The organism is Pseudomonas sp. NFPP04 (genome assembly GCF_900113815.1).
Classification (GTDB): Bacteria; Pseudomonadota; Gammaproteobacteria; order Pseudomonadales; family Pseudomonadaceae; genus Aquipseudomonas; species Aquipseudomonas extremorientalis.
The window spans coordinates 1-22,429 of record NZ_FOQS01000013.1 but is presented as its reverse complement, the minus strand read 5'-3'; the positions used below and the strand labels follow the sequence as shown (position 1 = coordinate 22,429).

General features: G+C 61.8%; 23 protein-coding genes. 10 read left to right on the top strand and 13 right to left on the bottom strand.

Going from position 1 to position 22,429, the window contains the following annotated elements; all coding sequences use genetic code 11:
- The 4 genes from BM017_RS23350 (at position 1) to BM017_RS23335 (ending at position 7,197) form a co-directional block, all read left to right on the top strand.
- Positions 1-1,020 carry an ABC transporter permease gene (locus tag BM017_RS23350; RefSeq protein WP_012723835.1) on the top strand — a complete coding sequence of 340 codons (1,020 nt, stop codon included), beginning with the start codon at positions 1-3 and terminating at the stop codon, positions 1,018-1,020.
- Between the two features lies 1 nt (position 1,021).
- Positions 1,022-2,623, top strand: a complete 1,602-nt coding sequence (locus BM017_RS23345) for an ABC transporter ATP-binding protein (protein ID WP_092248852.1) — start codon at positions 1,022-1,024, stop codon at positions 2,621-2,623.
- Between the two features lie 157 nt (positions 2,624-2,780).
- Positions 2,781-6,272 carry a hypothetical protein gene (locus BM017_RS23340; protein WP_092248849.1) on the top strand — a complete coding sequence of 1,164 codons (3,492 nt, stop codon included), beginning with the start codon at positions 2,781-2,783 and terminating at the stop codon, positions 6,270-6,272.
- A gap of 49 nt (positions 6,273-6,321) precedes the next feature.
- Complete coding sequence (locus tag BM017_RS23335) at positions 6,322-7,197, top strand: AraC family transcriptional regulator (RefSeq protein WP_092248846.1); 876 nt, start codon at positions 6,322-6,324, stop codon at positions 7,195-7,197.
- Here BM017_RS23335 and BM017_RS23330 read toward each other — a convergent pair.
- Positions 7,139-7,726, bottom strand: coding sequence for a LysE family translocator (locus BM017_RS23330; RefSeq protein ID WP_092248843.1), 588 nt, complete (start codon positions 7,724-7,726; stop codon positions 7,139-7,141). The genes BM017_RS23335 and BM017_RS23330 overlap by 59 nt on opposite strands.
- Positions 7,727-7,952: 226 nt before the next feature.
- On the opposite strand from BM017_RS23330, the gene BM017_RS23325 reads away from it, so the two are divergent.
- A complete protein-coding gene (locus tag BM017_RS23325) occupies positions 7,953-8,795 on the top strand; it encodes an alpha/beta fold hydrolase (RefSeq protein ID WP_092248840.1) in 843 nt (280 codons plus the stop codon).
- 8 nt (positions 8,796-8,803) lie between these two features.
- Here the strand turns inward: BM017_RS23325 and BM017_RS23320 are convergent, their stop codons facing one another.
- On the bottom strand, positions 8,804-9,238 hold the full coding sequence (locus BM017_RS23320) for a winged helix-turn-helix transcriptional regulator (RefSeq protein ID WP_092248837.1): 435 nt from the start codon (positions 9,236-9,238) through the stop codon (positions 8,804-8,806).
- A 106-nt stretch (positions 9,239-9,344) separates the two neighbouring features.
- Here BM017_RS23320 and BM017_RS23315 point away from each other — a divergent pair, with 106 nt between their 5' ends.
- Positions 9,345-10,043 (top strand): SDR family oxidoreductase, encoded by a 699-nt coding sequence (locus BM017_RS23315; RefSeq protein WP_092248834.1) that lies wholly within the window; start codon positions 9,345-9,347, stop codon positions 10,041-10,043.
- Between the two features lie 26 nt (positions 10,044-10,069).
- On the opposite strand, the gene BM017_RS23310 is transcribed toward BM017_RS23315, so the two are convergent.
- Both BM017_RS23310 and BM017_RS23305 read right to left on the bottom strand, forming a co-directional pair.
- Complete coding sequence (locus tag BM017_RS23310) at positions 10,070-10,699, bottom strand: ribonuclease T2 family protein (RefSeq protein WP_092248831.1); 630 nt, start codon at positions 10,697-10,699, stop codon at positions 10,070-10,072.
- Positions 10,700-10,736: 37 nt separating this feature from the next.
- The gene (locus tag BM017_RS23305) at positions 10,737-11,717 is read right to left on the bottom strand and encodes a Gfo/Idh/MocA family protein (RefSeq protein WP_092248829.1); all 981 of its coding nucleotides are present in this window, start codon (positions 11,715-11,717) and stop codon (positions 10,737-10,739) included.
- Positions 11,718-11,843: 126 nt separating this feature from the next.
- Between BM017_RS23305 and BM017_RS23300 the strand changes: the two genes are divergently transcribed.
- Positions 11,844-12,206 carry an NUDIX hydrolase gene (locus tag BM017_RS23300; protein WP_092248826.1) on the top strand — a complete coding sequence of 121 codons (363 nt, stop codon included), beginning with the start codon at positions 11,844-11,846 and terminating at the stop codon, positions 12,204-12,206.
- Positions 12,207-12,242: 36 nt separating this feature from the next.
- On the opposite strand, the gene BM017_RS23295 is transcribed toward BM017_RS23300, so the two are convergent.
- The 4 genes from BM017_RS23295 to BM017_RS23280 are packed head-to-tail and all read right to left on the bottom strand — an operon-like array spanning position 12,243 to position 14,040.
- On the bottom strand, positions 12,243-12,710 hold the full coding sequence (locus BM017_RS23295; RefSeq protein ID WP_092248823.1) for a periplasmic heavy metal sensor: 468 nt from the start codon (positions 12,708-12,710) through the stop codon (positions 12,243-12,245).
- Positions 12,707-13,138 (bottom strand): hypothetical protein, encoded by a 432-nt coding sequence (locus BM017_RS23290; protein WP_092248819.1) that lies wholly within the window; start codon positions 13,136-13,138, stop codon positions 12,707-12,709. Before BM017_RS23290 ends, BM017_RS23295 begins: the two co-directional genes overlap by 4 nt.
- Positions 13,135-13,713 (bottom strand): RNA polymerase sigma factor, encoded by a 579-nt coding sequence (locus tag BM017_RS23285; protein ID WP_071490701.1) that lies wholly within the window; start codon positions 13,711-13,713, stop codon positions 13,135-13,137. The genes BM017_RS23290 and BM017_RS23285 overlap by 4 nt, the downstream gene beginning before the upstream one ends.
- Positions 13,714-13,728: 15 nt before the next feature.
- Positions 13,729-14,040, bottom strand: a complete 312-nt coding sequence (locus BM017_RS23280) for a YXWGXW repeat-containing protein (RefSeq protein ID WP_092248816.1) — start codon at positions 14,038-14,040, stop codon at positions 13,729-13,731.
- Positions 14,041-14,239: 199 nt separating this feature from the next.
- On the opposite strand from BM017_RS23280, the gene BM017_RS29185 reads away from it, so the two are divergent.
- Positions 14,240-14,380, top strand: a complete 141-nt coding sequence (locus BM017_RS29185) for a hypothetical protein (RefSeq protein WP_170856113.1) — start codon at positions 14,240-14,242, stop codon at positions 14,378-14,380.
- Between the two features lie 145 nt (positions 14,381-14,525).
- Positions 14,526-15,470, top strand: a complete 945-nt coding sequence (locus BM017_RS23275; RefSeq protein WP_092248812.1) for a GGDEF domain-containing protein — start codon at positions 14,526-14,528, stop codon at positions 15,468-15,470.
- Positions 15,471-15,736: 266 nt separating this feature from the next.
- Here the strand turns inward: BM017_RS23275 and BM017_RS23270 are convergent, their stop codons facing one another.
- The 5 genes from BM017_RS23270 to BM017_RS23245 form a co-directional block, all read right to left on the bottom strand.
- Positions 15,737-15,994 carry a hypothetical protein gene (locus BM017_RS23270; RefSeq protein ID WP_092248809.1) on the bottom strand — a complete coding sequence of 86 codons (258 nt, stop codon included), beginning with the start codon at positions 15,992-15,994 and terminating at the stop codon, positions 15,737-15,739.
- A 190-nt stretch (positions 15,995-16,184) separates the two neighbouring features.
- Positions 16,185-17,093, bottom strand: coding sequence for a helix-turn-helix transcriptional regulator (locus tag BM017_RS23260; protein ID WP_092248806.1), 909 nt, complete (start codon positions 17,091-17,093; stop codon positions 16,185-16,187).
- 36 nt (positions 17,094-17,129) lie between these two features.
- Complete coding sequence (locus BM017_RS23255; protein WP_092248803.1) at positions 17,130-17,825, bottom strand: fumarylacetoacetate hydrolase family protein; 696 nt, start codon at positions 17,823-17,825, stop codon at positions 17,130-17,132.
- A gap of 101 nt (positions 17,826-17,926) precedes the next feature.
- A complete protein-coding gene (locus BM017_RS23250) occupies positions 17,927-18,256 on the bottom strand; it encodes a hypothetical protein (RefSeq protein WP_043206222.1) in 330 nt (109 codons plus the stop codon).
- Positions 18,257-18,336: 80 nt separating this feature from the next.
- A complete protein-coding gene (locus tag BM017_RS23245) occupies positions 18,337-20,838 on the bottom strand; it encodes a TonB-dependent siderophore receptor (RefSeq protein WP_092248800.1) in 2,502 nt (833 codons plus the stop codon).
- 253 nt (positions 20,839-21,091) lie between these two features.
- Between BM017_RS23245 and BM017_RS23240 the strand changes: the two genes are divergently transcribed.
- Positions 21,092-22,429: DUF6531 domain-containing protein (locus tag BM017_RS23240; RefSeq protein ID WP_256575671.1), on the top strand; the 1,338-nt coding region annotated here is incomplete at its 3' end.

The following is a 22,429-nucleotide window of genomic DNA, read 5'->3' as shown; positions in this document are numbered from 1 at the left end:
ATGAACCTGTCCCCCCTCAATCGCCGCCGGTTCGAACGGTTCAAGGCCAACAAGCGTGGCTGGTGGTCGCTGTGGCTGTTCCTGATCCTGTTCGTGCTGAGCCTGGGCGCCGAGCTGATCGCCAACGACAAACCCCTGGCCGTGCACTACGACGGCGGCTGGTACTTCCCGGCGCTCAAGCGCTACCCGGAGACCACATTCGGCGGCGAATTCCCTCTGGAGGCCAACTACAAGAGCCCGTACATCCAGGAACTGCTCAAGGCCAAGGACGCCTGGACGTTGTGGGCGCCGATCCCGTTCAGCTACCAGAGCATCAACTACGACCTCAAGGTGCCGGCCCCCGCGCCGCCTTCCAGCGTCAACCTGCTGGGCACCGATGACCAGGGCCGCGACGTGCTGGCGCGGGTCATCTACGGCTTCCGCGTGTCGGTGCTGTTTGCCCTGACCCTCACCGTGCTCAGCTCGATCATCGGCGTGATCGCCGGGGCCCTGCAGGGCTTCTATGGCGGCTGGGTCGACCTGGCCGGGCAGCGTTTCCTGGAGATCTGGTCCGGGTTACCGGTGCTGTACCTGCTGATCATCCTCGCCAGTTTCGTGCAGCCCAACTTCTGGTGGCTGCTGGGGATCATGCTGCTGTTCTCGTGGATGAGCCTGGTGGACGTGGTGCGCGCCGAGTTCCTGCGTGGGCGTAACCTGGAATATGTGCGGGCGGCGCGGGCGCTGGGCATGCAGAACGGCGCGATCATGTTCCGCCATATCTTGCCCAACGCGATGGTGTCGACCATGACCTTCATGCCGTTCATTCTCACCGGCGCCATCGGTACGCTTACCGCTCTGGACTTCCTCGGCTTCGGTTTGCCCGCCGGTTCGCCGTCGCTGGGTGAACTGGTGGCCCAGGGCAAATCCAACCTGCAAGCGCCGTGGCTGGGCATGAGTGCCTTTGCCGTGCTGGCGATCATGTTGAGTTTGCTGGTGTTTATCGGCGAGTCCGCTCGCGATGCCTTCGACCCGAGGAAATGAGATGAATCAGGACAATCTGATCGAAGTCCGCGACCTCTGCGTCGAGTTCGTCACGGGCGAACACCACCACCGCGTGGTGAACCATGTCAGCTTCGATATCAAGCGCGGTGAAACCATCGCACTGGTGGGTGAAAGCGGCTCGGGCAAATCGGTAACCGCCCACTCGATCCTGCGCCTGCTGCCCTACCCGCTGGCGCGCCATCCCTCCGGCACCATCGAGTATGCCGGCCAGGACCTGCTGACCCTCAAGGAAAAAACCATCCGCCACATTCGCGGTAACCGCATTGCGATGATCTTCCAGGAGCCGATGACCTCCTTGAACCCGTTGCACACCATAGAGAAGCAGATCAACGAAGTGCTGGGCCTGCACAAAGGGTTGCAAGGCAAGGTCGCCACCCAGCGCACCCTGGAGCTGCTGGAGCTGGTGGGTATTCCTGAGCCGCACAAGCGCCTCAAGGCCCTGCCCCATGAACTGTCCGGTGGTCAGCGCCAGCGGGTGATGATCGCCATGGCCCTGGCCAATGAGCCCGAATTGCTGATCGCCGATGAGCCGACCACCGCACTCGACGTGACGGTGCAATTGAAGATCCTGGAATTGCTCAAGGAACTGCAGGCGCGCCTGGGCATGGCGCTGTTGCTGATCAGCCATGACCTCAACCTGGTGCGCCGGATTGCCCACCGCGTGTGCGTGATGCAAAAGGGTTGCATCGTCGAGCAGGCGGAGTGCGAGACGCTGTTCCAGTCACCCCGGCACCCGTACACCCAGGAGTTGTTGGCGGCAGAACCCAGCGGCAGCCCGGCGACCAACGATGTTGGCCCACCGTTGCTGGAGGTCGATGACCTGAAAGTGTGGTTCCCGATCAAGAAGGGCTTTTTGCGCAACACCGTTGACTACGTCAAGGCGGTGGACGGTATCAACTTCAGCCTGCCCCAAGGGCAGACCCTGGGCATCGTCGGTGAAAGCGGCTCGGGCAAGTCCACCCTGGGCCTGGCGATCCTGCGGTTGATCGCCAGCAAGGGCGGCATTCGTTTCGAAGGCCAGCAACTGGACAAGCTCAGCCAACAACAGGTACGCCCGTTGCGCCGGGAAATGCAGGTGGTGTTCCAGGACCCGTTCGGCAGCCTGAGCCCGCGCATGTGCGTCAGCGAGATCGTCGGCGAAGGCTTGCGCATCCACAAGATGGGCACGCCGGCCGAACAGGAAGCGGCGATTATCGCGGCGCTCAAGGAAGTGGGCCTGGACCCGGAATCCCGGCATCGCTACCCTCACGAGTTCTCCGGTGGGCAGCGCCAACGCATTGCCATCGCCCGCGCGCTGGTGCTCAAGCCACGTCTGATCCTGCTCGACGAGCCCACCTCGGCCCTCGACCGCACGGTGCAACGCCAGGTGGTGGAACTGCTGCGCAGCCTGCAGGCCAAGTACAACCTGACCTACCTGTTCATCAGCCATGACTTGGCGGTGGTGAAGGCGCTGAGTCACCAATTGATGGTGGTCAAGCATGGGCAGGTGGTGGAGCAAGGGGATGCGCAGGCGATCTTTGCGGATCCGCAGCATGCCTATACCCGCCAGTTGCTGGAAGCCGCTTTCCTGGTTCCCGCCTGACACAACCTTGAAAAAGTCTGAGAGGAGGCTTGCCGCCCGCAGGCCTTAACCTTGCGACCGTGGCTGACGCAAGCCACGGCCTTGCAGGAAACACCTGCTACAGAGGCCCCCTCCTCGTGGCGGATGATCCGGGGTTTCATCAGCCGGAACCGACCTCATGGATGACATTCACGCCCTTGCCCTGACCTGGGACAGCCTCCCCGGCGACACGCCGCTGCCACTCAGTCTCAGCCCTTCTATCGCCTACCTGAACGAACGCCAATCCCTGCGCAGCGAAGGCGACACGACCCTGATCGGCCACTTGAGCCGCCTGCTGGCCGTCGCCTCGAACCAATCGTTACCGCCTCCCACGCATCCCGTGCCAATGGTCGCGCATTCTCAGTTGGGCCAATGGTGCGAAGCCTTTTGCAAGGCCATCAATCAGAAAGACTTCATTGACTGGGCCAACGCCGAGGGGTTTGATCTGGCCACGCTACGCGTGCACAACAGCCGACTGAGCGTGACGGCTCACGGGCAGCCCAGGGTCTACACCCTGGCCGACTCGTCCGCCTGGTGGACATTGGCCAACCCGATCATCTACATCAGCCAACTCCTGGACCCGACCGAACTGGGCATGCCGTATATCGCACCTGTGCCTCCCGCCGGTGCGCGCACCTTTCCCTTGAACCTGACGCTGGCGTTCCATGGTTTGCCGATGCCTGCCAACCGCCTGCAGGCGCAGACCATTGTCGAAGAGCTCGACGCCTTGAAGGGTTTTCCCGGCTTTGACGATAACGGGCGCAGCAAGTCGATGAGCTACGCCGAGTCGAGCCAGCAGATGCTCGACTATCGACAGCTGGCAGAGGCCCTGCAACGGTTGGTCAAGGACGAGAACAGCTTTGACGCGTTGGATATCTACCGCACTGTGCTGTATCTGACATCCGATTCGCGGTTGTCCAGAAACCTCAAGGAGGCGGCGGGTCTGTTGCAGGCAATCATCAATAGCAACGACCTGGGCAGCACGGACGACGCGCCAGCGCCCGCTTACTTCGATTACCAGCGGCAAGTGTTGTGTGTGCTGAACCCGGACAGCGGGCGCGAAATAAACACCTTGGTGCCAAAGGCACCCGATGAGCGTTGGAACCGGTTGGCCACACTCGGCGAACAACTGGGCAGCCATGTCTATACCGACCAGCGCATCAGTATGGTCGGGGCTTTGCAGGCGTATGCCATCGAGCGCCCGCTGAGCAGGACGGAGGTCAGCCTCCTGAGCCAGCGCCTGCGCGACTGGCCGGCGCCTGCGGTGCCGGTGATATTGAACAGCGCCCGGTCGTTCGGCGAACTGTACCGCTATCGGCAGTACATCGGTCTGCTCAATGATCGCCACGTACTGCGCAACGCTTTGTCGACGGTGATCGCTGGCGGGAACCTGAATGATGCCGATCGGTTTGAGGTAGGCGCCAGCGTTGACCCGGACACACTCCAGGCAACCGTTAAAAAAGCCTACGCCCAGATCCACGTGCTGACCGACCACCCTGACTTCCTGGCCATCCGCACCCGGGAACGCGTCGACCCTGCCAGCCACGTATTGCTCACTGCCGAGGGTAGCGTTGGCGCCAATGGCCTGGACGGCACCTGGAAAACCCTGACCGACCCAGTGATGAGCAATGTTGAACTTGCCCCTCTGGTGTCGCGCCTGAAGCTGGTAGCGGCCAAGACAGGCGGGTACTTGCGCAGTCATTTCAAGGTGACGCTCAGCCAGGCACTGAACCTCTACCACCTTGTACGCCCCCACACACTGCACGAGGCACGCCTGACGTTGCAGCAACTGACCGTCAGCCAACCCCTGCCGACGCGTCAGGGCCACTACTGGCGAGCGCTCAAGCCGCTGTCTGGTTCACAACCCTCAGCCTGGAAACTGTCGGTGCTCGATCGCACGCAAATCATGCGCATCATCGAGCGCTTCACGGCCGACCAGGACGTGCCGCTGTTCGAGTACCTCGGCCAGCCCATCGTCGCCGGCAAGTCGATAGCCGATGTGCGGGCGGAAGCGGATTTCCTCATGGTCCGCCTGCTCGCAACACCCTTGGCCCAGCAACTGGCAGACGCTTTGTCGAACGCCCTGCACTGGCATGGCGGCCACGCCGGCGAGCGCACGGAAAGTGGCAGCCGCAGTGCACTGATACTGGCAGCACTGATCCTGAGCCTGGACCCCGAGCCCGATGCGTACCCGAACCGGATCAATCTGGTCGACTGGCACGACGATTACTTCTGGGGTGAGCACGTGCCGTTCATACGCCAGTGCATCGACAGCAGCCTGGCCGGGCTCCACCCAGCTACCGCAGCACTGGCCGCGCACCTGTTGCTGAGCGAAAAGGGTCCACATTTGCTCGTACGCGACATACCCGACGCCACGCCTTGCCTGAGCGCCCAGACCTGGGTGCTGTATCATCAATACGTCATGTACATGGAAAAGGTCATGCCGGGGTCTTCCCGTCAATTGACTTACAACCAGATCATGTTCCTGGCCGGGCTGGCGCCACACGGCAGCTGGAAGCGCTTCCTCGAAAGCAGCGAAGCAACGCCGCCGGTGCTGGAATGGGCCGTGGTCAACGGCATGCTGGACCCTCGACCGCGTTACGATGTGCTGGCGATCAATACGGCACTGGAAGGCCTCAATCGACAGCGTGCCAGCCTGGCCGACGCCGTCGAGACGTTTGCACAGCCTGTGGTGACCTTGCGCCAGACCGCGCTGGACGATCTGCGCCGAGTGTATGCCGACAACACCTTGCTTGAAGAGCCAGTGCTGATGTGGCTGCCGGAGCATTCGCCGTTTTCCGAAGACGGCCGCTTCGAGGGCGTGTATACGGGCCCTCTGTACTCGTTCGTCGACCTGCACAGTGCCGGTGCCCTGGATGTCACCTCGAAACGCTGGCACTCGGCAAACGCTGGGGTCAAATATCGGGAATTGGCTCGGCAATTCCACTTGCTCACTCCGATCAATCGGCTTTTTTTCGACACCTTTGATCGCAAGCTCGGGCAGTTGAAAGAAGCCTACGGGACCGCGCTCCGTTACGGCTTGTCGCACCTGACCCTGCCCAGTCGTGAAGCCCTGGAATACGGCCTGGTGCTTTTTTTCGGTCTCACCCAGAGGCACGGCGAAGTCGGCCGGTTCGGTGTACTGATGTATGTCTCGCATTACAGCGACAGAAAGTTCTATGAAGTTTTTCCCCGGCACCTGTTGGTTCGTCCACGTCCAGACCTTGACTACAAGCGGGTCATGCAGGCGGCCAAGGACGGCGCCAGCGGTGCCTGGATGCGTTTCGACTGGCCGGCCTACGCGCAAGGCACCCGACCTGCCGAGGTGGCGCTGACCACGGCGGCGACAGACCTGGTCATCCATCAGCTCGACAACTTCGCACCCGCCGAAATCCCCGCCCCGGACCTCTTCGGACGCAGGGTGCCGCGCACCTTCGACTCACCACGCAGCCGCGCCTTGATGAGTGTCATCGTCGAGCGGCATATGCTGCATGACGGCGAGGCCCTGCGGGAAAAGGCCCGGCAACCGGTCACCCTGGCTGAGGCCGTGGCCGGTTACGATCCATGGGCCGACTACCTGCGCCGCTGTGCACCGCCGGTACGTCAGGGCTTGAACAATGGCGGGTTTTAGCTGACGCTGCTCGCCTGCCCGTTGAACTGCTGCGAGGAAGCGCCCGCCCATGATTGCTGCCACTGCTCCGTATTTCTGGCGTGACCCCGCGCTGGCCTTTATCGAGGCGCGGACCATCGCCGATGGGCGCAAGGTCACCTACAGCCGGCATGCCCACGAGCATTTTTCCATCGGTGCGATCACCACCGGGCGCAGCTATTACCACTATGGCAGCGAGACATTCCAGATCAGCGCCGGCACGGTGGTGTTGATGAATCCGGGCGATGTGCACGCCTGCAACCCCATCGACAATGAACCGTGGTCCTACCAGATGCTGTACATCGACACGCCCTGGCTGACGGAGTTGCAGCATCAGTTGGGCTTCAGCACCGACCAGGGTTACCGACCGTTCAATACGCCCCATACCCAGGACGCCGTGCTGTACCGTGGCTTGCTGGAGTTGTACCGCATCCTGGTCGATGAACAGGCCGAGCACTTGCAGAAACAGGACGCGCTGGTGAGTTATTTCAGCGACGTACAACAGCGCCTCAACCCAGCCGGCACCCCGCTGCGCGAGGTCAACCACAAGCTGGAGCGGGCCGCCGAGTACATCCGCACGCACTGCACCGAAGGGGTGAAGCTGGAAGACATCTGCCTGGCGGCCGAACTGTCGCCGTCTTACCTGATCCGCGCCTTCAAGCAATATTACGGGCTGACACCCCATGCCTTCCTGGTCAACCAGCGCATCCAGTTCGCTCGCGCCCGATTGCGTCAGGGCGCGCCCATCGCCGATGTGGCGCTGGCGGCGGGGTTTGCCGACCAGGCGCATTTCCAGCGCGCGTTCAAACAGCATTTCGCCGCAACGCCAGGGCAATACCGCGACGTGCTCAAGCCATCAGCAAATAACCCACACTGGCCACCAGCAACGCGGCCATTGAACGGTTGAATACGCGCACGCCCTGGGGGTTGCCCAGGTAGCGCCGCAGAAACGTGCCGGCATAGGCCCAGCACGCCACCGACAGATAGCAGATCACCAGGTAGAGCCCGGCAAACAACCACACCTGCCGTGCATCGCCATCAGCGACGAACAACCCCATCCCGGCCACACACGCCAGCCAGGCCTTGGGGTTGAGCCACTGCATGATCGCGCCGTACAGCATCGACGGCGCCGTGGCACTGCCATCGGCGTCCAACCGACCATCGTCCACCGCCAGCTTCCAGGCCATGTACAGCAGAAAAGCTACCCCGCCCCACTGGATCAACTGGGTCAGTATCGGCCAACGTATCAGCACCTCATGCAACCCCAGGCCAATCAACACCAACAGCAAGGTGAAGCCCACGGCGGCCCCCAGGACATGTTTCTGGCTGGCGACAAAACCGAAACGCGCCCCCGTACTCAGTGCAACCACATTCACCGGGCCGGGGGTGATAGACGTGGCGAGTGCGAAGGCAGCCATGGAAATGATCAGACTCATTGCAGTTCCTTTTTATTCGAGCGAGTGACGATGGGACCACGGTAAAGGGGCCGCTCGGTCGAGGTATTGAAGAAAATGCCCCTCGCTCACTTAGATGCTTTTATTCCATTGATATAACTGTATTTTTTTCTTTCGCACTGGCGATTTTGATAGGCAAAAATGCGTATTTGCCGTGCGGGGGCCGATGCTAGAGTTCAATTCCTACTGATCAAAAAAAGGAACCGCCATGTCACGTCGCCTGCTGGCAGCCGCCTGCCTGATGTTGTGTTTTTCCGCCGCCCAAGCCGCTGAGCGCTGGGAAACGCTGCCGCCAACACCCGCCCCCGTGGCCGGTGCCAAGACCGGCTATGCCGCCGTCAACGGCATCAAGGTCTACTACACCCGTACCGGCCATGGCTCGCCGGTGGTGCTGCTGCATGGTGGCCTGTCCAACTCCGATTACTGGGGTAATCAGGTCAAGGCCCTGGCAGCCAGGCACACGGTGATCAGTATCGACAGCCGCGGCCACGGGCGCAGTTCGCGGGATGAAAAACCCTATGGTTATGACTTGATGGCCGATGACGTGGTGGCCGTGCTCGACCACCTGAAAATCCCCCGCGCCGACATCGTCGGCTGGAGCGACGGCGCCATCATCGGCATCGACCTGGCCCTGCGTCACCCGGACCGCCTCGGCAAAGTCTTCGCCTTCGCCGCCAACACGCAGACCGCCGGGGTGAAGGAAGGCGTCGAGAAGAACCCGACCTTCGCCGCCTTCATCGAGCGCGCCGGCAAGGAGTACGCCAAGCTGTCGCCGACGCCGAAAGAGTACGACGCGTTTGTCGAGCAGATCAGCCATATGTGGGCCAGCCAGCCGAACTGGACTGACGCACAATTGCAAAGCATCAAGACGCCGATCCTGATTGCCGACGGCGACCATGACGAAGCGATCAAGCGCGAACACACCGAGTACATGGCCGCAACCATCCCCGGCGCCGGCCTGCTGATCCTGCCGAACACCAGCCACTTTGCGTTCCTGCAAGACCCGGCGTTGTTCAACGCAGCCCTGCTGGGCTTCCTCGACAGCAAGTAGGCACCGCCTCAAGCTCCGGGCATCTGGGTGACGATGTCGCCGATGCCCAACACCCGGCCATCCTCGGCGAGGATCTCGACCTTGCGCAGTGGCTTGAGCGAGCGCGCATCCAAGACTTGCGCGCCGACCTCCTCCGGCTCGGTATAGGCCTGGCCCCACTGCGCCAGCGTCACCAGCACCGGCATCAGCGCACGGCCCTTGTCGGTGAGTTGGTATTCGCTGCGTGCGCCGACTTCGCTGGTCTGCAACAGGCCTTGCTCGACCATGTCCTTGAGCCGTGTGGCGAGGATGTTTTTCGCCACGCCCAGGTGTTTTTGAAAATCACCGAAACGCGTTACTCCGGCAAAGGCGTCGCGGATGATCAACAACGTCCACCAGTCGCCCACCACGTCCAGGGCGCGGGCCACCGGGCAGCCATCGCCTTCCAGGCATTTGCGTTTCATCGTCGGGCCTCCGGGCACTTGCAAAATGAGGTTGCATTATAGGACCAACAGGCTCAGGATAAAAACGGTTTCATTATTAAACCTAACTAACTGTCTGGAGCGCATCATGGATATTCGTGGAAAAGTGGTACTGGTCACCGGCGCCAATCGCGGCCTGGGTAAAGCATTCGTCATTGCCTTGCTGGAAGCCGGCGCGGCCAAGGTCTACGCCGGCGCACGCGATCCAGGCAGCGTGAACATCCCCGGCAGCACGCCGATTGCCCTGGACATCACCGACCAGGCCAGCGTGCAGCGCGCCGCGGAGCAGTGCACCGATGTAGACGTGGTGATCAACAACGCGGGGTTCCTGAAATACGGCGCGCTGCTGGCTGAAGACAGCGTCGAAAACCTGCAACAGCACTTTGACGTGAACACCTTCGGCACCCTGCGCGTCAGCCGCGCCTTTGCGCCGATCCTGGCCAGGCAAGGCGGCGGCGCGCTGATCAATGTACTGTCGGTATTGAGCTGGCTCAGCCCGCCCGGCACTGGCGGCTACAGCGCCTCCAAGTCCGCCCAGTGGGGCCTGACCAATGGACTGCGCGGCGAACTGCGCGAACAGAAGACCCTGGTGATCGGCGTGCACCCCGCCTACATCGACACCGATATGGTGGCCGACGTGCAGGCGCCGAAGAGCACGCCCCAGGACGTGGTCGCCATCACCCTCAAGGCCCTGAGCGAAGACCGCGAGGAAGTGCTGATCACCGACATGACCCTGGCCGTGAAGGCCTCGTTGTCCACTGACAGCCCGGTCTACCTCAACAACTGATCAACCCGATGCCCGCCAGCGGCTTATCACCGCTGCGCGGGAATCCGCACGTCGCCATCGCGGCACTGGGTTTTCACACTGCGCGGGCAACCAGCAAAGGCCAGGTCCTTGGTCAGGCATACCCGCACCTCGGACAGCACTTTGCCTTTGCAGATGACTGCCAGCCCATGATTGCCCATGCGCGGGTTGCTTTCACGGAACAACGCCTCGATCTCACTGGCCTGCAACGCCGGCGGCGTATTGAACGGCTGCAGTTGCTGCGGAATGCTCACCACCCCCAGCGCCTGGTCGGTTTTTTCCAGGTAGGCCGACGGTTCCAGGCCACTGCAGGTGCCATGCTTGGACCATTCATGCTTGAGCAATGCACGGGTCGGAAACAGTGTTGCGCCCTTCTCGATTTCTTCACGACTCAACGGCGACTGCGGCGCACAGGATGCCGGCCAGCCGCCACGCGCATATTGCGGCCACAGGCCATGCAATACAAAACCGTAGCCTTTACCGGAGCACTGTTCATTGTCCGGGTGGGTCAGGCAAAAAGTCGGCGACCACGACAACGACAGCACATAAAAATCAAACTCCCCCGGTGTGCCTTGGCTGCGCGGAGCCGCCATCGCACTGGTGGCCAGCACCAGCCACATCGCCATCCAGTATTTCATTTGTCTATTCCTTGGAAAAAAGACCACCCTAACGCGCCTACTCAGGACGATGGGGGTTACGTTGTAGCACCTTGTCCAGGATCCGATCGGTCTTCAACGCTTCGATGCCCAGCGATGGGTGCTCGGCTTCGCCACGGATATGTGCGTTCATCGCCAACACGTGGTGCCACTGGATATGCGCATGGCACGGCACTTCCAGCACTTCGCACGATTCACCCTCAAGGTGCAGCGGCTGGTCTTCGAAGACCGAGAATCGGATGCGCCCATGGCTGCCGATCAGTTCCACCCGGTCCTCGCGACGGTCCGCGACAAAATTCCAGCAGCCCATGCCCAGTGCGCCCGAACTGAACGTCCAGCACGCCGTCACTGCATCCTCGGCCGCATACCTCCCGGCTTGTCGCGCGGTAAACCCTGTGACCTCAACGATATCCCCGGCCAGGTACTGGAACAGGTCGAAACCATGGCTGGCCAGGTCGGCGAAGTAACCACCGCCAGCGATGGTCGGGTCGGTGCGCCAGTTGGCGGGGCTGGCGTCGTCGGCACCCGGTGGCTTGCACAAGGTCCAGGTCAGGTGGCGCAGTTCGCCGATGCGCCCATCTCGCAACCAGTCGCGCACTTGCTGGAAACGCGGCAGTGAACGGCGGTAATAGGACACAAACAGATGCAGCCCGGCACGCTCGAAGGTGCGCTGCATCAACGCGCTCTGCTCGGCGTTGAGCGACATGGGCTTCTCGACGCAGCAATGCTTGCCGGCCGCCGCGACCATCAGGCTATATTCGAGATGGCTGTCCGGGGGCGTGGCGATGTACACCGCGTCCACCTCGGGGTCGTTGATCAGCGCCTGGGCGTCGGTGTAGAAACGCGCAATGCCATGGCGTGCCGCATAATCACGCACCGCCGCTTCGCGGCGCCCCATCACGGCCACCAGCGCAGAACCTGGCGCTTTGTAGAAAGCCGGTCCACTCTTCAATTCAGTGACACTGCCACAGCCGATCATGCCCCAGCGTACGGTGCTCATCTGCCCTCCTCGTGCGTTTTGATCAATCGGGCAGTATCCACATCCCCACACGTCAGCGCCATAAGCACTTAGCATGACAATTGCATTACACTTTTATGACACTCATCCCGCTGCGGGGCACAGACGATGAAAATACGTGCAACGGTCATTTGCGAACACGAGGGGCATATCCTCTTCGTGCGCAAGGCCAGATCCAAATGGGCATTGCCGGGAGGCAAGGTCGAACGCAACGAGCGCCCGGTCGGCGCGGCCGAACGCGAGCTGGAAGAAGAAACCGGATTGAACGTGGACGGCTTGCTGTATTTGCAGGAACTCAAGGCCCGCGACACCGTGCACCACGTGTTCGAAGCGTCGGTGGTGAACGTCGCCGATGCGAAACCTTGCAATGAAATAGTCGATTGCCAGTGGCACCCCTATGGCGCCATGGACGAGTTGGACACCACCGATGCCACCCGCCACATCGTCAAATCCTTCCTGCGTCGCCTGTAGTTCAGCGCTCCGGGCGCAGACCTACAAGCGCCACGTTCAGGACTGAGGCTTGCGGCCTGCCGCCTGCCCCCGCAGATACAACGCCTCCACTAACTTCTGCCGCTCCTCCCGAGGCAGGGTGCTGGCGAACTGCGCCAACGTCGTGTCCACCAACGCACGCAGCGCCATATCGGCTTCACGGGCCTTGGCCAGTTCCGCCACCAGCACATCCCGATCCAGGGTCGGCGCTTCCAATTGCTTGATCACGCCCATGCGCGCTTCACGCCCGGCCATGATCAGCGGCTGGCTGTCGGCCCGGTTGTGCCGCAGCAGTTGGCGCAATTCCCGGCGGCGCTCCGGCGGCAGCTTGATCATCGCCTGGCGCAAGCCGTGCTGATTGACCACCGCCTCCGCGGGCTTTGCACTGGCCATCCAGTGGTAGAGGCCACCGCCGACGCCGCCGATCAGGAACACGTTGAGCAAGGCCGAGGCCAGCAGCCAGGGTTTGAGGGACTTCAGGCTCATTGCTCGGTGTCCTCGGCATTGACGGTAAAGATGACTTGCGCATCGCCTTGATCGAAGACGCTGGGCAACACCTCGGACGACAGCATCGGCAGCGGCACGCTCAGGGATGCCACCAGCATCCCGGTGACAATGCCCGCAACACCCACGCCTACCAGGCCGGCCGGCGACAACCAGCGGGCATAGCGCGACCAGAACGAATGGCCGCGCGGGGCCGACAGCTGAATCTGCCGCGCCAGCGAAGGATCGACGTAGGCCAGTTGATGGCTGTCCAGTTGACCGTCGAGCCAGCGCGCCTGTTGCTGGGCCTCATGCGCAAGCACATTGCCGCTGTCCAGCAAAGCCTGGGCTGCGGGCTGTTCAGCGCGGGGCCAGCGGTGCAGGTCGGCGCCATAGGCGTCGGCCAGGTAAGCAAAACGTTCGGGTGTCATGGTTTTCCCCTTCCTGGGCGGGCAAGCCCGGGTGTGTCGGCAAGTTGGCTGCGCAACTGGCGTCGGGCCCGCGACAGCAGGCTCTCCAGTGCCTCGACGCTGATGTTCATCAGGGCCGCGGCGTCGATGTTCGACAGCTCCTGGTAGTACTGCAACACAATCGCTTCGCGCTGACGCTCGGGCAGCGCCGCCAGGGCGGCAGCCATCCGGGCGCTGCGATCGGCGGCTTCCAGCTGTTCATCCGGCGTCAGTGCGCTGTCTGTCAGCGCCAACGCTTCCTCGTCCTCCAACGGGCGCTCCTTGCGCCGGCGCAGACGGTCGTGGCACAGGTTGAGCGCCACCCGGTGCAGCCAGGTGTCGAAGCGCGCCTCGCCACTGCGCCAACTGGCGGCGTGGCGCCAGATGCGCAGGAAGCTTTCCTGGGCCACGTCCCTGGCTTCGTCGGCATCCCCCAGGATCCGGCCGGCGAGCGCCAGCAGACGCGGCAGTTTGCGCGTCACCATTTCGTTGACGGCCGCTGGTTCGTTGTTACCGATGCGCGCCAGCAGTTCAACGTCCGGATCAGTGTCTTTCAATCGGGCAATTCTCGGTCAGCGGATCCAATGCCCTTCACGCCAGTACCAATTGGGGCCGTGAGCCTCCCAATGGCCCGGTTCCCAACGCGCATTGCGCATCACCGGCTGCCAGTGCCCAGGCACCCACCCATAGCCGTGCCCTTCCCAGCGCCAGTGGCCGCGGTCCCAGGCGTAACCCGGGCGCTCCACGGGGATCACTTCCACGCGTTCCGGTGGCGGTGCCTGGCGGATGATGATTTCGGTCTGGGCAAACACAGGGGTGCTGACAAGCGCGGCAAGGACCAGCGGAGCAAGCAAGGCATAGCGCAATTTGGCCAGGGGTCTCATGGCAACTCCTTCATGCAACACGCGAAAGTGCGGGTGCTGATGGGTTGAACGGCGGGGGCCGGAAAATCCGTCGCAGATTTTTTGCGCAGTATTGCTCAGGGGGTGGCAGGGCTTGATGAAATGTTTGAAAGCTTTGCGACGGATTTATGCCGGTGGCCGCGTTGAAGGATTGACGCTGATCAACCCAAGAGGAAACACCATGTATCGCCGACTTTACATGCTGGTTGCCGCACTGCTGATCGTCAGCCTCAGTGGCTGCGTGATCCTGCCGGAACATCGCCATTGCTGCTGGCGCTACTACGGCGCGCTCGATGCCCCGAGCCACACCGTCGATGCCTGACCCAGCGCAGTACACCGGATACCCCGGTCAACAGAGGGTCGCCCCGTCCGGCGACCTCTCGTCTGCTGCGCCGCCGAAGGCTTGACTCGGCGCCCCGATCGAAAGACGCTCTTGGCTTTTCGCCATCATCCAGAGCAGCCGCCCCATGAGCATCGACCCTCCGAGCCAGCCCGACAGCGATGTGTACAAGACCTTGCTGGAGTCGACCAAGGCCATCCCCTGGCGTATTGATTGGCAGAGCATGACCTTCAGCTATATCGGCCCGCAGATCGAGGAGTTGCTCGGCTGGACCCCGCAAAGCTGGGTCAGCGTGGACGACTGGGTCGAGCGCATGCACCCGGACGACCGTGAATATGTGGTGGATTTCTGCGTATCGCAGTCCCGCGCCGGGGTCGATCACGAAGCGGATTACCGCGCGCTGACGGTGAATGGCGACTACGTGTGGATCCGCGATGTGGTGCACGTGGTGCGCAAGGACGGCGAGGTCGAGGCGCTGATCGGTTTCATGTTCGATATCAGCGAGCGCAAGAAGACCGAAGAGCACCTGGTGCGCTTGCAGAAACAACTCGAGGAGTACTCCTACCAGGATGGCCTGACCGGCATCGCCAACCGCCGCATGTTCGACACCGTGCTGGAACGGGAGTGGGCCAGCGCCCAGCGCAGCCAGTTGCCACTGTCGTTGATCATTCTGGATATCGATTTTTTCAAGCAGTACAACGACCACTACGGCCATATCAAGGGCGATGAGTGCCTGCGCCAGGTGGCACACACCTTGTCCCAGGCGGCCAATCGGCCACGGGATTTCATTGCGCGCATCGGCGGCGAAGAGTTCGTGTGGTTGCTGCCGGAAACCGATGCGCAATCGGCCAGGCAGGTGGCGCAACGCTGTCTGCACCTGATCCGCCAGCAGCAGATCGAGCATGGTCATTCGGCGGTATCGAACCTGCTGAGCCTGAGCCTGGGCGTGGGTACACGTATCGTCAAACCTGATACGCCGATGCTGGGGTTCGTCGAAGAGGTCGACAAGTTGCTGTACCAGGCCAAACGCAATGGACGGATGCGCGCGGAGTTCGGCGACAGTGAAGTTTGACGCGAAGGTCAAATCCCGGGCAAAAAAAATCCCAAGTAGCTGATGGAAACTTGGGATTTAAAAATGCATAAACCGTGGGAGGTGAACGCCCGGCTATAGTAACGATTGTAAAAAGCTGTAACAAGATTATTTTAATCCTTTCGTCGGATTAAAAGCGCTGTAAGTCATTCAATAACCACACATTTTTTAAGGTAGCCAACCCTATAAGTGCCACTTTTTGGTGCAACTTCTGGTGCTATTTCCACTGATAAGAAAGGGTTATTGAGTTAAGGCGACTTCACACTTTCCGATATACGCTCGCTCAACTGTTCGCAGGCATCTTGTGTATCGAGGCTATTGGGCAACACCGAGCGCGCCACACTTTCCACCTGTCGGCACAGCGCCAAGCGCTCATTGGTCGCATCCCGCTCGCGGTCGACCTGGGCATTGAGCTGCACAAAATAGACCCCCAGCAACACCGCCACGCAAAGCACTCCGATCACGAAGTAGCGAAAGTTGTTGGACGGCGGCTCGGATGGACTCATGGCTCACTGCGCCCTGCTCTTCTCATACTCAGATGGTTTTGCACCACCGAGGTGCGAAGGGTGAAGAGCGTGTCGACATCGTCCTGCGTCGCCGCGCGGATAAGCGTTTGCATACTGGCCTCCCAATGAAGGACCCAATTGTATGTAAATTGAAACACAGCGATTGTCGTGGATTTGTAAAACCGCCGCCCTACAAGGCCTGGCCATGTTGCTGGCGACGGAATTGCCCTGGGGCCAGGCCATGGGCCTTGCGGAAGCAGCGGGAGAAGTACGCTTCATCGGTAAACCCGCAGCGGTGCGCAATGGGACCGATCATCTGCGCACTGTTGAGCAACAAGGTGCGCGCCAACTGCAGGCGGCGGTCGAGCACCAGTTGCGAAAACGGCTTGCCAGTCTCCTTGCGCAACAGGTGCGTGAGGTAGTTGGGTGACAGGAACGCCGCCGCCGCCGCGTCAGTAAGGTTGAGGGTCGGCTCGTGCAGATGCTCGCGGATGTAGCGTTGCACCCGCGCCAACGCATCCTTGCGCCCGCGCCGGGTGGCGTTGTTGGCGGCGTACGCCTGCAACGGCTCGGCATACTGTCCGCAGACCAGGCCGATCAGTTGAAACAGGTAGCCCTTGAGACGCTCGCGGGCGCCAAAGGAACGGCGGGCATCCAGTTCGCGCATGTGAGCGAGCCAGCTTTGCACCTGCTCAAACGCCGCATCATCGAGGATGAAGTCCAGGTGTTCCTGGAAGCGAAACGGCGAAAGCTCCGGCGCCTGGCCGATGGGAATGTCTTCCAGGTCGAGGGGGTCGCAGGTCAGTTGCGGCAGGAGAAACCCCTGGCTGAAGTTGATCAGCATGAACTCGCCGTCTTCGGGGTGGGGGATCACATGCAGGCGATGGGGCAGGATAAAGGCAAGGGCCTTGCGCGGGAACGGCCGCACAGCGCCGCCAATGTGCTGCACAGTGTCGCCGCCGAGGTTGACCTGGATCTGGAAGTATTCATGCCGATGCGGGCTGGTCAGCGCCGCCCGCCCGCGCTTGTCGCGGATGTAGAAGTCGGGGCGGTCGCTGCGCTGCTGCATGCCGTAGGTGGTAACGCGGGTGCCTGGCATAACGGTCTCTCGGGTGGCCGGGTCACCACTTTAGCCTCAAGCCTGGCCGAGGGTGAACTGCAACTCGCCGATGCCCTCGATGCCCGCCGTGACCACATCGCCCGGCTGCAAGGCACCGACACCTGCGGGGGTGCCGGTGAAGATCAGGTCGCCCGCCTTCAGCGCGACAGACTTTGAGGCATGGCTGATCACTTCGCTGACCGACCAGATCTGGTCGGCCAGGTCGCCCACCTGGCGCTGTTCGCCATTGACATCAAGCCAGATTTTTCCGCTGGACGGATGCCCTACCGCGCTCACCGGGCGCAATGCGGTACTCGGCGCAGACGCATCAAACGCCTTGGCCCACTCCCACGGCCGCGAGAGTTTTTTCGCATGGGCTTGCAGGTCGCGGCGGGTCAGATCGACGCCGACGCCATACCCCCAGATGTGGGAAACCGCCTGTTCCGGACTGATATCCACGCCGTCCTTGCCGATGGCCACCACCAGTTCCACTTCGTGGTGCAGGTCGGCGGTCAGCGGTGGGTAGGCGATCACACCTTCGGCGGGCACCACGGCATCCGCCGGTTTCATAAAGAAAAAGGGCGGCTCGCGGTCCGGGTCGTGACCCATCTCACGCGCATGCTCACTGTAGTTGCGGCCCACGCAGAACACACGGCGCAGCGGGAAGCGCGCATCGCTGCCCTGTACTGCGAGGGATGGGGTTGGTGCGGGGATGAATACGTAGTCAGTCATGGCCTGTGCCTCTGGATTTGCCTGGCGCCAGTATGGCCAGGGGCGCCGAGGGAAAGTTGGACAGGCTTACGCAGATTTTGCACGGGGCGGTGCTTGCTCGATCATTTGCGTGCGACCTTGTAGCGCACGCAATCCTGATAGAAACCCTGGCGAATCGCCTCGGGCTTGAGCCGCGAACGGCTGTCGTAGGTCTGTTCGGTGATGCCCATGGCCATCATGCGCATCCAGGATTTGTTGAACTTCATGCTCTGGATCTTCTGCCGCGCCGCGTACAGCGACACCCCCGACAGTTTCAACTCCTGGGCCCTGGCCGCGGTGCCGGCGCCCCAACTGCACATGTACTTGTCACCCTCGCGCAGCTCCCGAGCCTGCACGGCTGCCGCGCCGCCGGCCAGGGAGCAGGCGATCAGCATGATTCCAACAGTGCGCATTTGCATCCCCACCTAACCACCTGAAAATAAAAGCGATTCTGGCGAGGATTTAGTTACAAAGGGGCCATTAAATTGCCTTATCACCACTGATAGGTTGCGCTCGCCTGCACGGTACGCTGCGAGCCATACCAGCACCACGAATAGGAGTAGCAGGACGCGACATACTCTTTATTCGCCAGGTTAGTGGCATTGAGCGCCAGGCGCAGGTTGTCCTTGAGGCTGGTGATGTTGGGGATGTCGTAGTGCACGGCGGCATCGAACAAGGTGTAGCCCGGCACCTTGAGGGTGTTGGCGGTATCGCCCCACGAAGACCCGACATAACGCGCTCCTGCGCCGGCGCCGAAGCCTTTGAGTTGACCGTCATGGAAGGTGTAGTCGGCCCACGCCGAGGCGGTGTGGCGCGGCACGCCGTAGGTGGTGGTGCCTTCGGCGGGGATGGCCGGACCTACGCCGATATCGCTGATGGGCGCGTACCGCACGGTGTTGTTGGATTTGCTGATGCGGTTGTCCAGGTACGCGTAGGCCGCCGTGATGTCGAGGTTGTCGTTGAGGCTGGCCTTGCCTTCCAGCTCGAAGCCACGGGATTGCACTTCGCCGTCCTGGCTCTGGCAGCGCCCGGTGCCGCACAGGTGGGTGGGGTCCGGGTCGGTGGTCAGCACGTTGGTCTGGCGCAGGTCGAAGATGGCCGCAGTGATGAAGCTGTTGCTGCCCGGCGGCTGGTATTTGATGCCGATTTCATACTGCTTGCCTTCCGTCGGCTTGAACACCGAACCGCCGTAACCGGTACCCGATTGCGGGTTGAACGACTCCGCATAACTGGCATACGGCGCCAGGCCATTATCGAAGAGATAGACCAGGCCGATACGACCGGTAAACGCCTTGCTGTCCAGGGACGACTCGGATTTGGCGCCGGTGCGCAGGGTCTTGGTGCTGCTGTCGGTGCTGGCCCAGTCATAGCGACCGCCCAGCAAGAGCACCCATTTGTCCCACTTCATCTGCTCTTGCAGATACACCCCGGTCTGTTCGCTGCGCGAGGTGCCATCAGTGGTGTAGGCCGGCACCGGGACGGCTGCGCCGTAGACCGGGTTGAAAATATCCAGGGTCGGACCTGCGGTGTACACGCCGGAGCCGGACTTGGTGTCGGTGCTGGTGTTCTGGTAGTCGAGCCCCATCAACAAGGTGTGCTGCAACGGGCCGGTGTCGAACTTGGCCTGCAGCTGGTTGTCGAGGGTGTAGGCATCCAGGTCGACATCGCTGGCGATGGTCGAACGGCGAATGGTGCGGTAATCCGCCATCAGGTAGTTGCTGTACAGGCTGCGGTACTGGCCTTCGCTGCGCAGGTAACGCGCATTCTGGCGCACAGTCCACACGTCATCGAAGTGATGCTCGAACGCCCAGCCGATCGAGTAGTACTCGCGGTCGCTTTTCTCGAAGTTCTTCTCGCCATCGTAGAAATCCACATCGATGCTGCGTCCAGTCGGGCTGTGCAGCACCGAACCCCAGGCCGGCACCGAGCCGTAGGAAGCCCCCTTGGGGTCCTTCTGGAAATGCCCGAGCAGGGTCAGAGAAGTGGCATCGTCCGGACGCCAGGTAAAGGCGCTGGACAATGACTGACGGCGCGTCTCGGTGTGCTCCACCTGCCCATCGGCATCGTCGAAAAGCCCGGCCACACGGTAGGAATACACGCCCTGATCATCCAGGGGGCCACTCAAGTCGAAGGTGGTGCGCTTCTTGTTGAAGGTGCCGTATTCCACGCCCACTTCATGAAACGGCGTGTCCAGCGGGCGCTTGCTGACCATGTTGATTACCCCGCTCGGCGTGCCCTGCCCGTACAGCACCGACGCAGGGCCGCGCAGCACTTCCACGCGTTCCAGGTCGAAGGCATCTTTCTGCGGCAAGGCGTCACGGCTCGACGGCATGCGCAGGCCATCGAGGTAGGTGGCCGGGGAGAAACCGCGGATGGTCAGTTGATCGAGACGCGATGCGGTGGCGCCACGGGTTTCCGGGATGACGGCGGCGCTGTAGCGCAGGATCTGGTTGAGGCTCTCGGCGTTCTGCGCACGCATCTGGTCTTTGGTGACGATGGAAATCGACTGCGGGGTTTCGATCAGCGCGGTGTCGGTCTTGGTACCCGAAAAGCTGCGCGTGGCCACATAGCCGGCCACCGGCCCGGTCGGGCTTTCGGCCTGGTACGCGCCGCTGATGGTGGTGGCCTGGAGTTCCATGGCGCCACCGTTATCCGGGATGGCTTCGAGGCGGTAGCGGTCGGCGGAAATCTTCAAGGCTTGCAGGCCGCTGCCGGCGAGCAATTGGCTCAGTGCCACGTCGGTGTCGTATTGCCCGCTCAAACCCTTGCTGCGCTTGCCCCGGGTCAGGCCCGCATCGAAGGCCAGCACCAGACCCGCCTGCTCGGCCAGGCTATTGAGTGCCTGGCTCAAGTCACCCGCAGGAATCGAGAAACGGCGCAGCGCGCTGCTGCTCTCTTCGGCATAGGAAGACTGAACGGTCAGCAACGGCACGGCGGCAAAAGCCATCGCCACTGACAGAGCCAGTGGGTGCAAGGGACGAGCAAGGCGCGACATGGGAAATCCTGCGTAAGGGAGGTTCTATTAACCATGACGGCCATGTCGGGAAATCGGGCAAGGATGCGAGCGATTTTTATTTGGCGGGCAATTTTGCAATCAGGTTTATCGCTTTTCGGTGTAGCACTTCGAGCTGACTTTTCGCGGTTTTTCCCCCTGCGTAGTGGGCTCTTTCTGAATTTTCCAACCGTTCATCCAGCCGCATTTTGCTGCGGCATGCTCCGACGCCTTGCCCTTTGCCGAGACGTCACGGATGACCCACGCTGCCCACATTGCCCTGATCGAATTTGAGCTGGATGGCTTTCATCAGAGCCTGGTGATTTATCGCCAGCAGATGAACGCCTGGTATTCGCGCGCGCTGGATTCAGTGAGCCATGCGGCTGACATGCCGTCGTTGCTGGGGATGGACCGGGTATTGCGGGTTGGCGATTCGCAGCGTTCGGTGAGTCTTTCCGACACTGACCTTTCGACCGTGACCCGCTGCCCGATGGGCGGTGAATTGAAGATCGAGAGCAAGTTCGAGTCGGTATATGACGTGCCGATCGGCAATATCCCGGTTGAGGTCATCGGCCTGGATGACGGCAGTTCCAGCGTAATCATGCTGGATGAACAGGGTAAGGGCTCACACCACTGCGCGGCGGGTGGGCGCTATCAGGTGCGGGTGCAGGGCGGTGTTTCCAGCGAGCAAGTCGACGCGTTGTTTGCCTCCTACGACGGGTTGATGGGGGATCTGCAGCAGTGGCTTCGGGAGCAGTGGTCTGGCTTTAAACCGCACTGGGAGCGCTCGACCGCCAGTGCGATTGGCAGCGGTCTGTTGGCGGGCAGTTGGGCGGCAATTCACGACGTGTGGGACAGCATCAAGCTGGTACAGGCGATTCTTGAAGACCCGCTGCAGTTCGCCGACCAGTTAGGTGATCAAGCCGCCAAGTTGGCACAAATCGCCACCGATACGCCAAAGGTCATGGAGCAGGCCATGTTGCTGGCCAGTGACGAGGCGGCGCTGTACCTGATGGTACGCACGGCGATGCTCTGGCTGGACGCATTACCGCCCAGTGAAATGGCCGAGGTAGCGGCAGGGTTAGTGGTGTCGCTGCTGATTGACCTGGTGATTGGCGCCGTGTTGACCATCGCCTTGCCGGCGGCGGGTGTGGCGTATCTGAGCTTGCGGTTGGTCAAGTATGGAGCGGCGATTCTTGAGGCGGCGGTGGGTTTTGTTAAGGGCCTGTTGGCGATTCTGACCAAATTCATGCAGGCGGTGGATCGCTACAAGGCGGTGGCGGTTCGCGGGGTAGTCGGCGGGCTCAAGCAAGGCACGATGCAGATACGCTGGAAGGCGCGGCAGAACGCGGTGCTGAAGCAGAAAGAGCATGTGGATGACGTGCCGGTTTCTGCTCGCAACCCGAATGGGGATGCTGCCGCCTCTTCGGACAAGACCGCCACCAACGGCTGCCCGGTGTCGATGGTCACCGGCGAGGAACTCCTGACCCTCACCGATGGGACGCTGGACGGGATCTTGCCGTTTGAGTGGACGCGGTTGTATCGCACCAGTGCGGTGGAAGTGGATGTCGGGCTGGGGTTTGGCTGGAGTCAC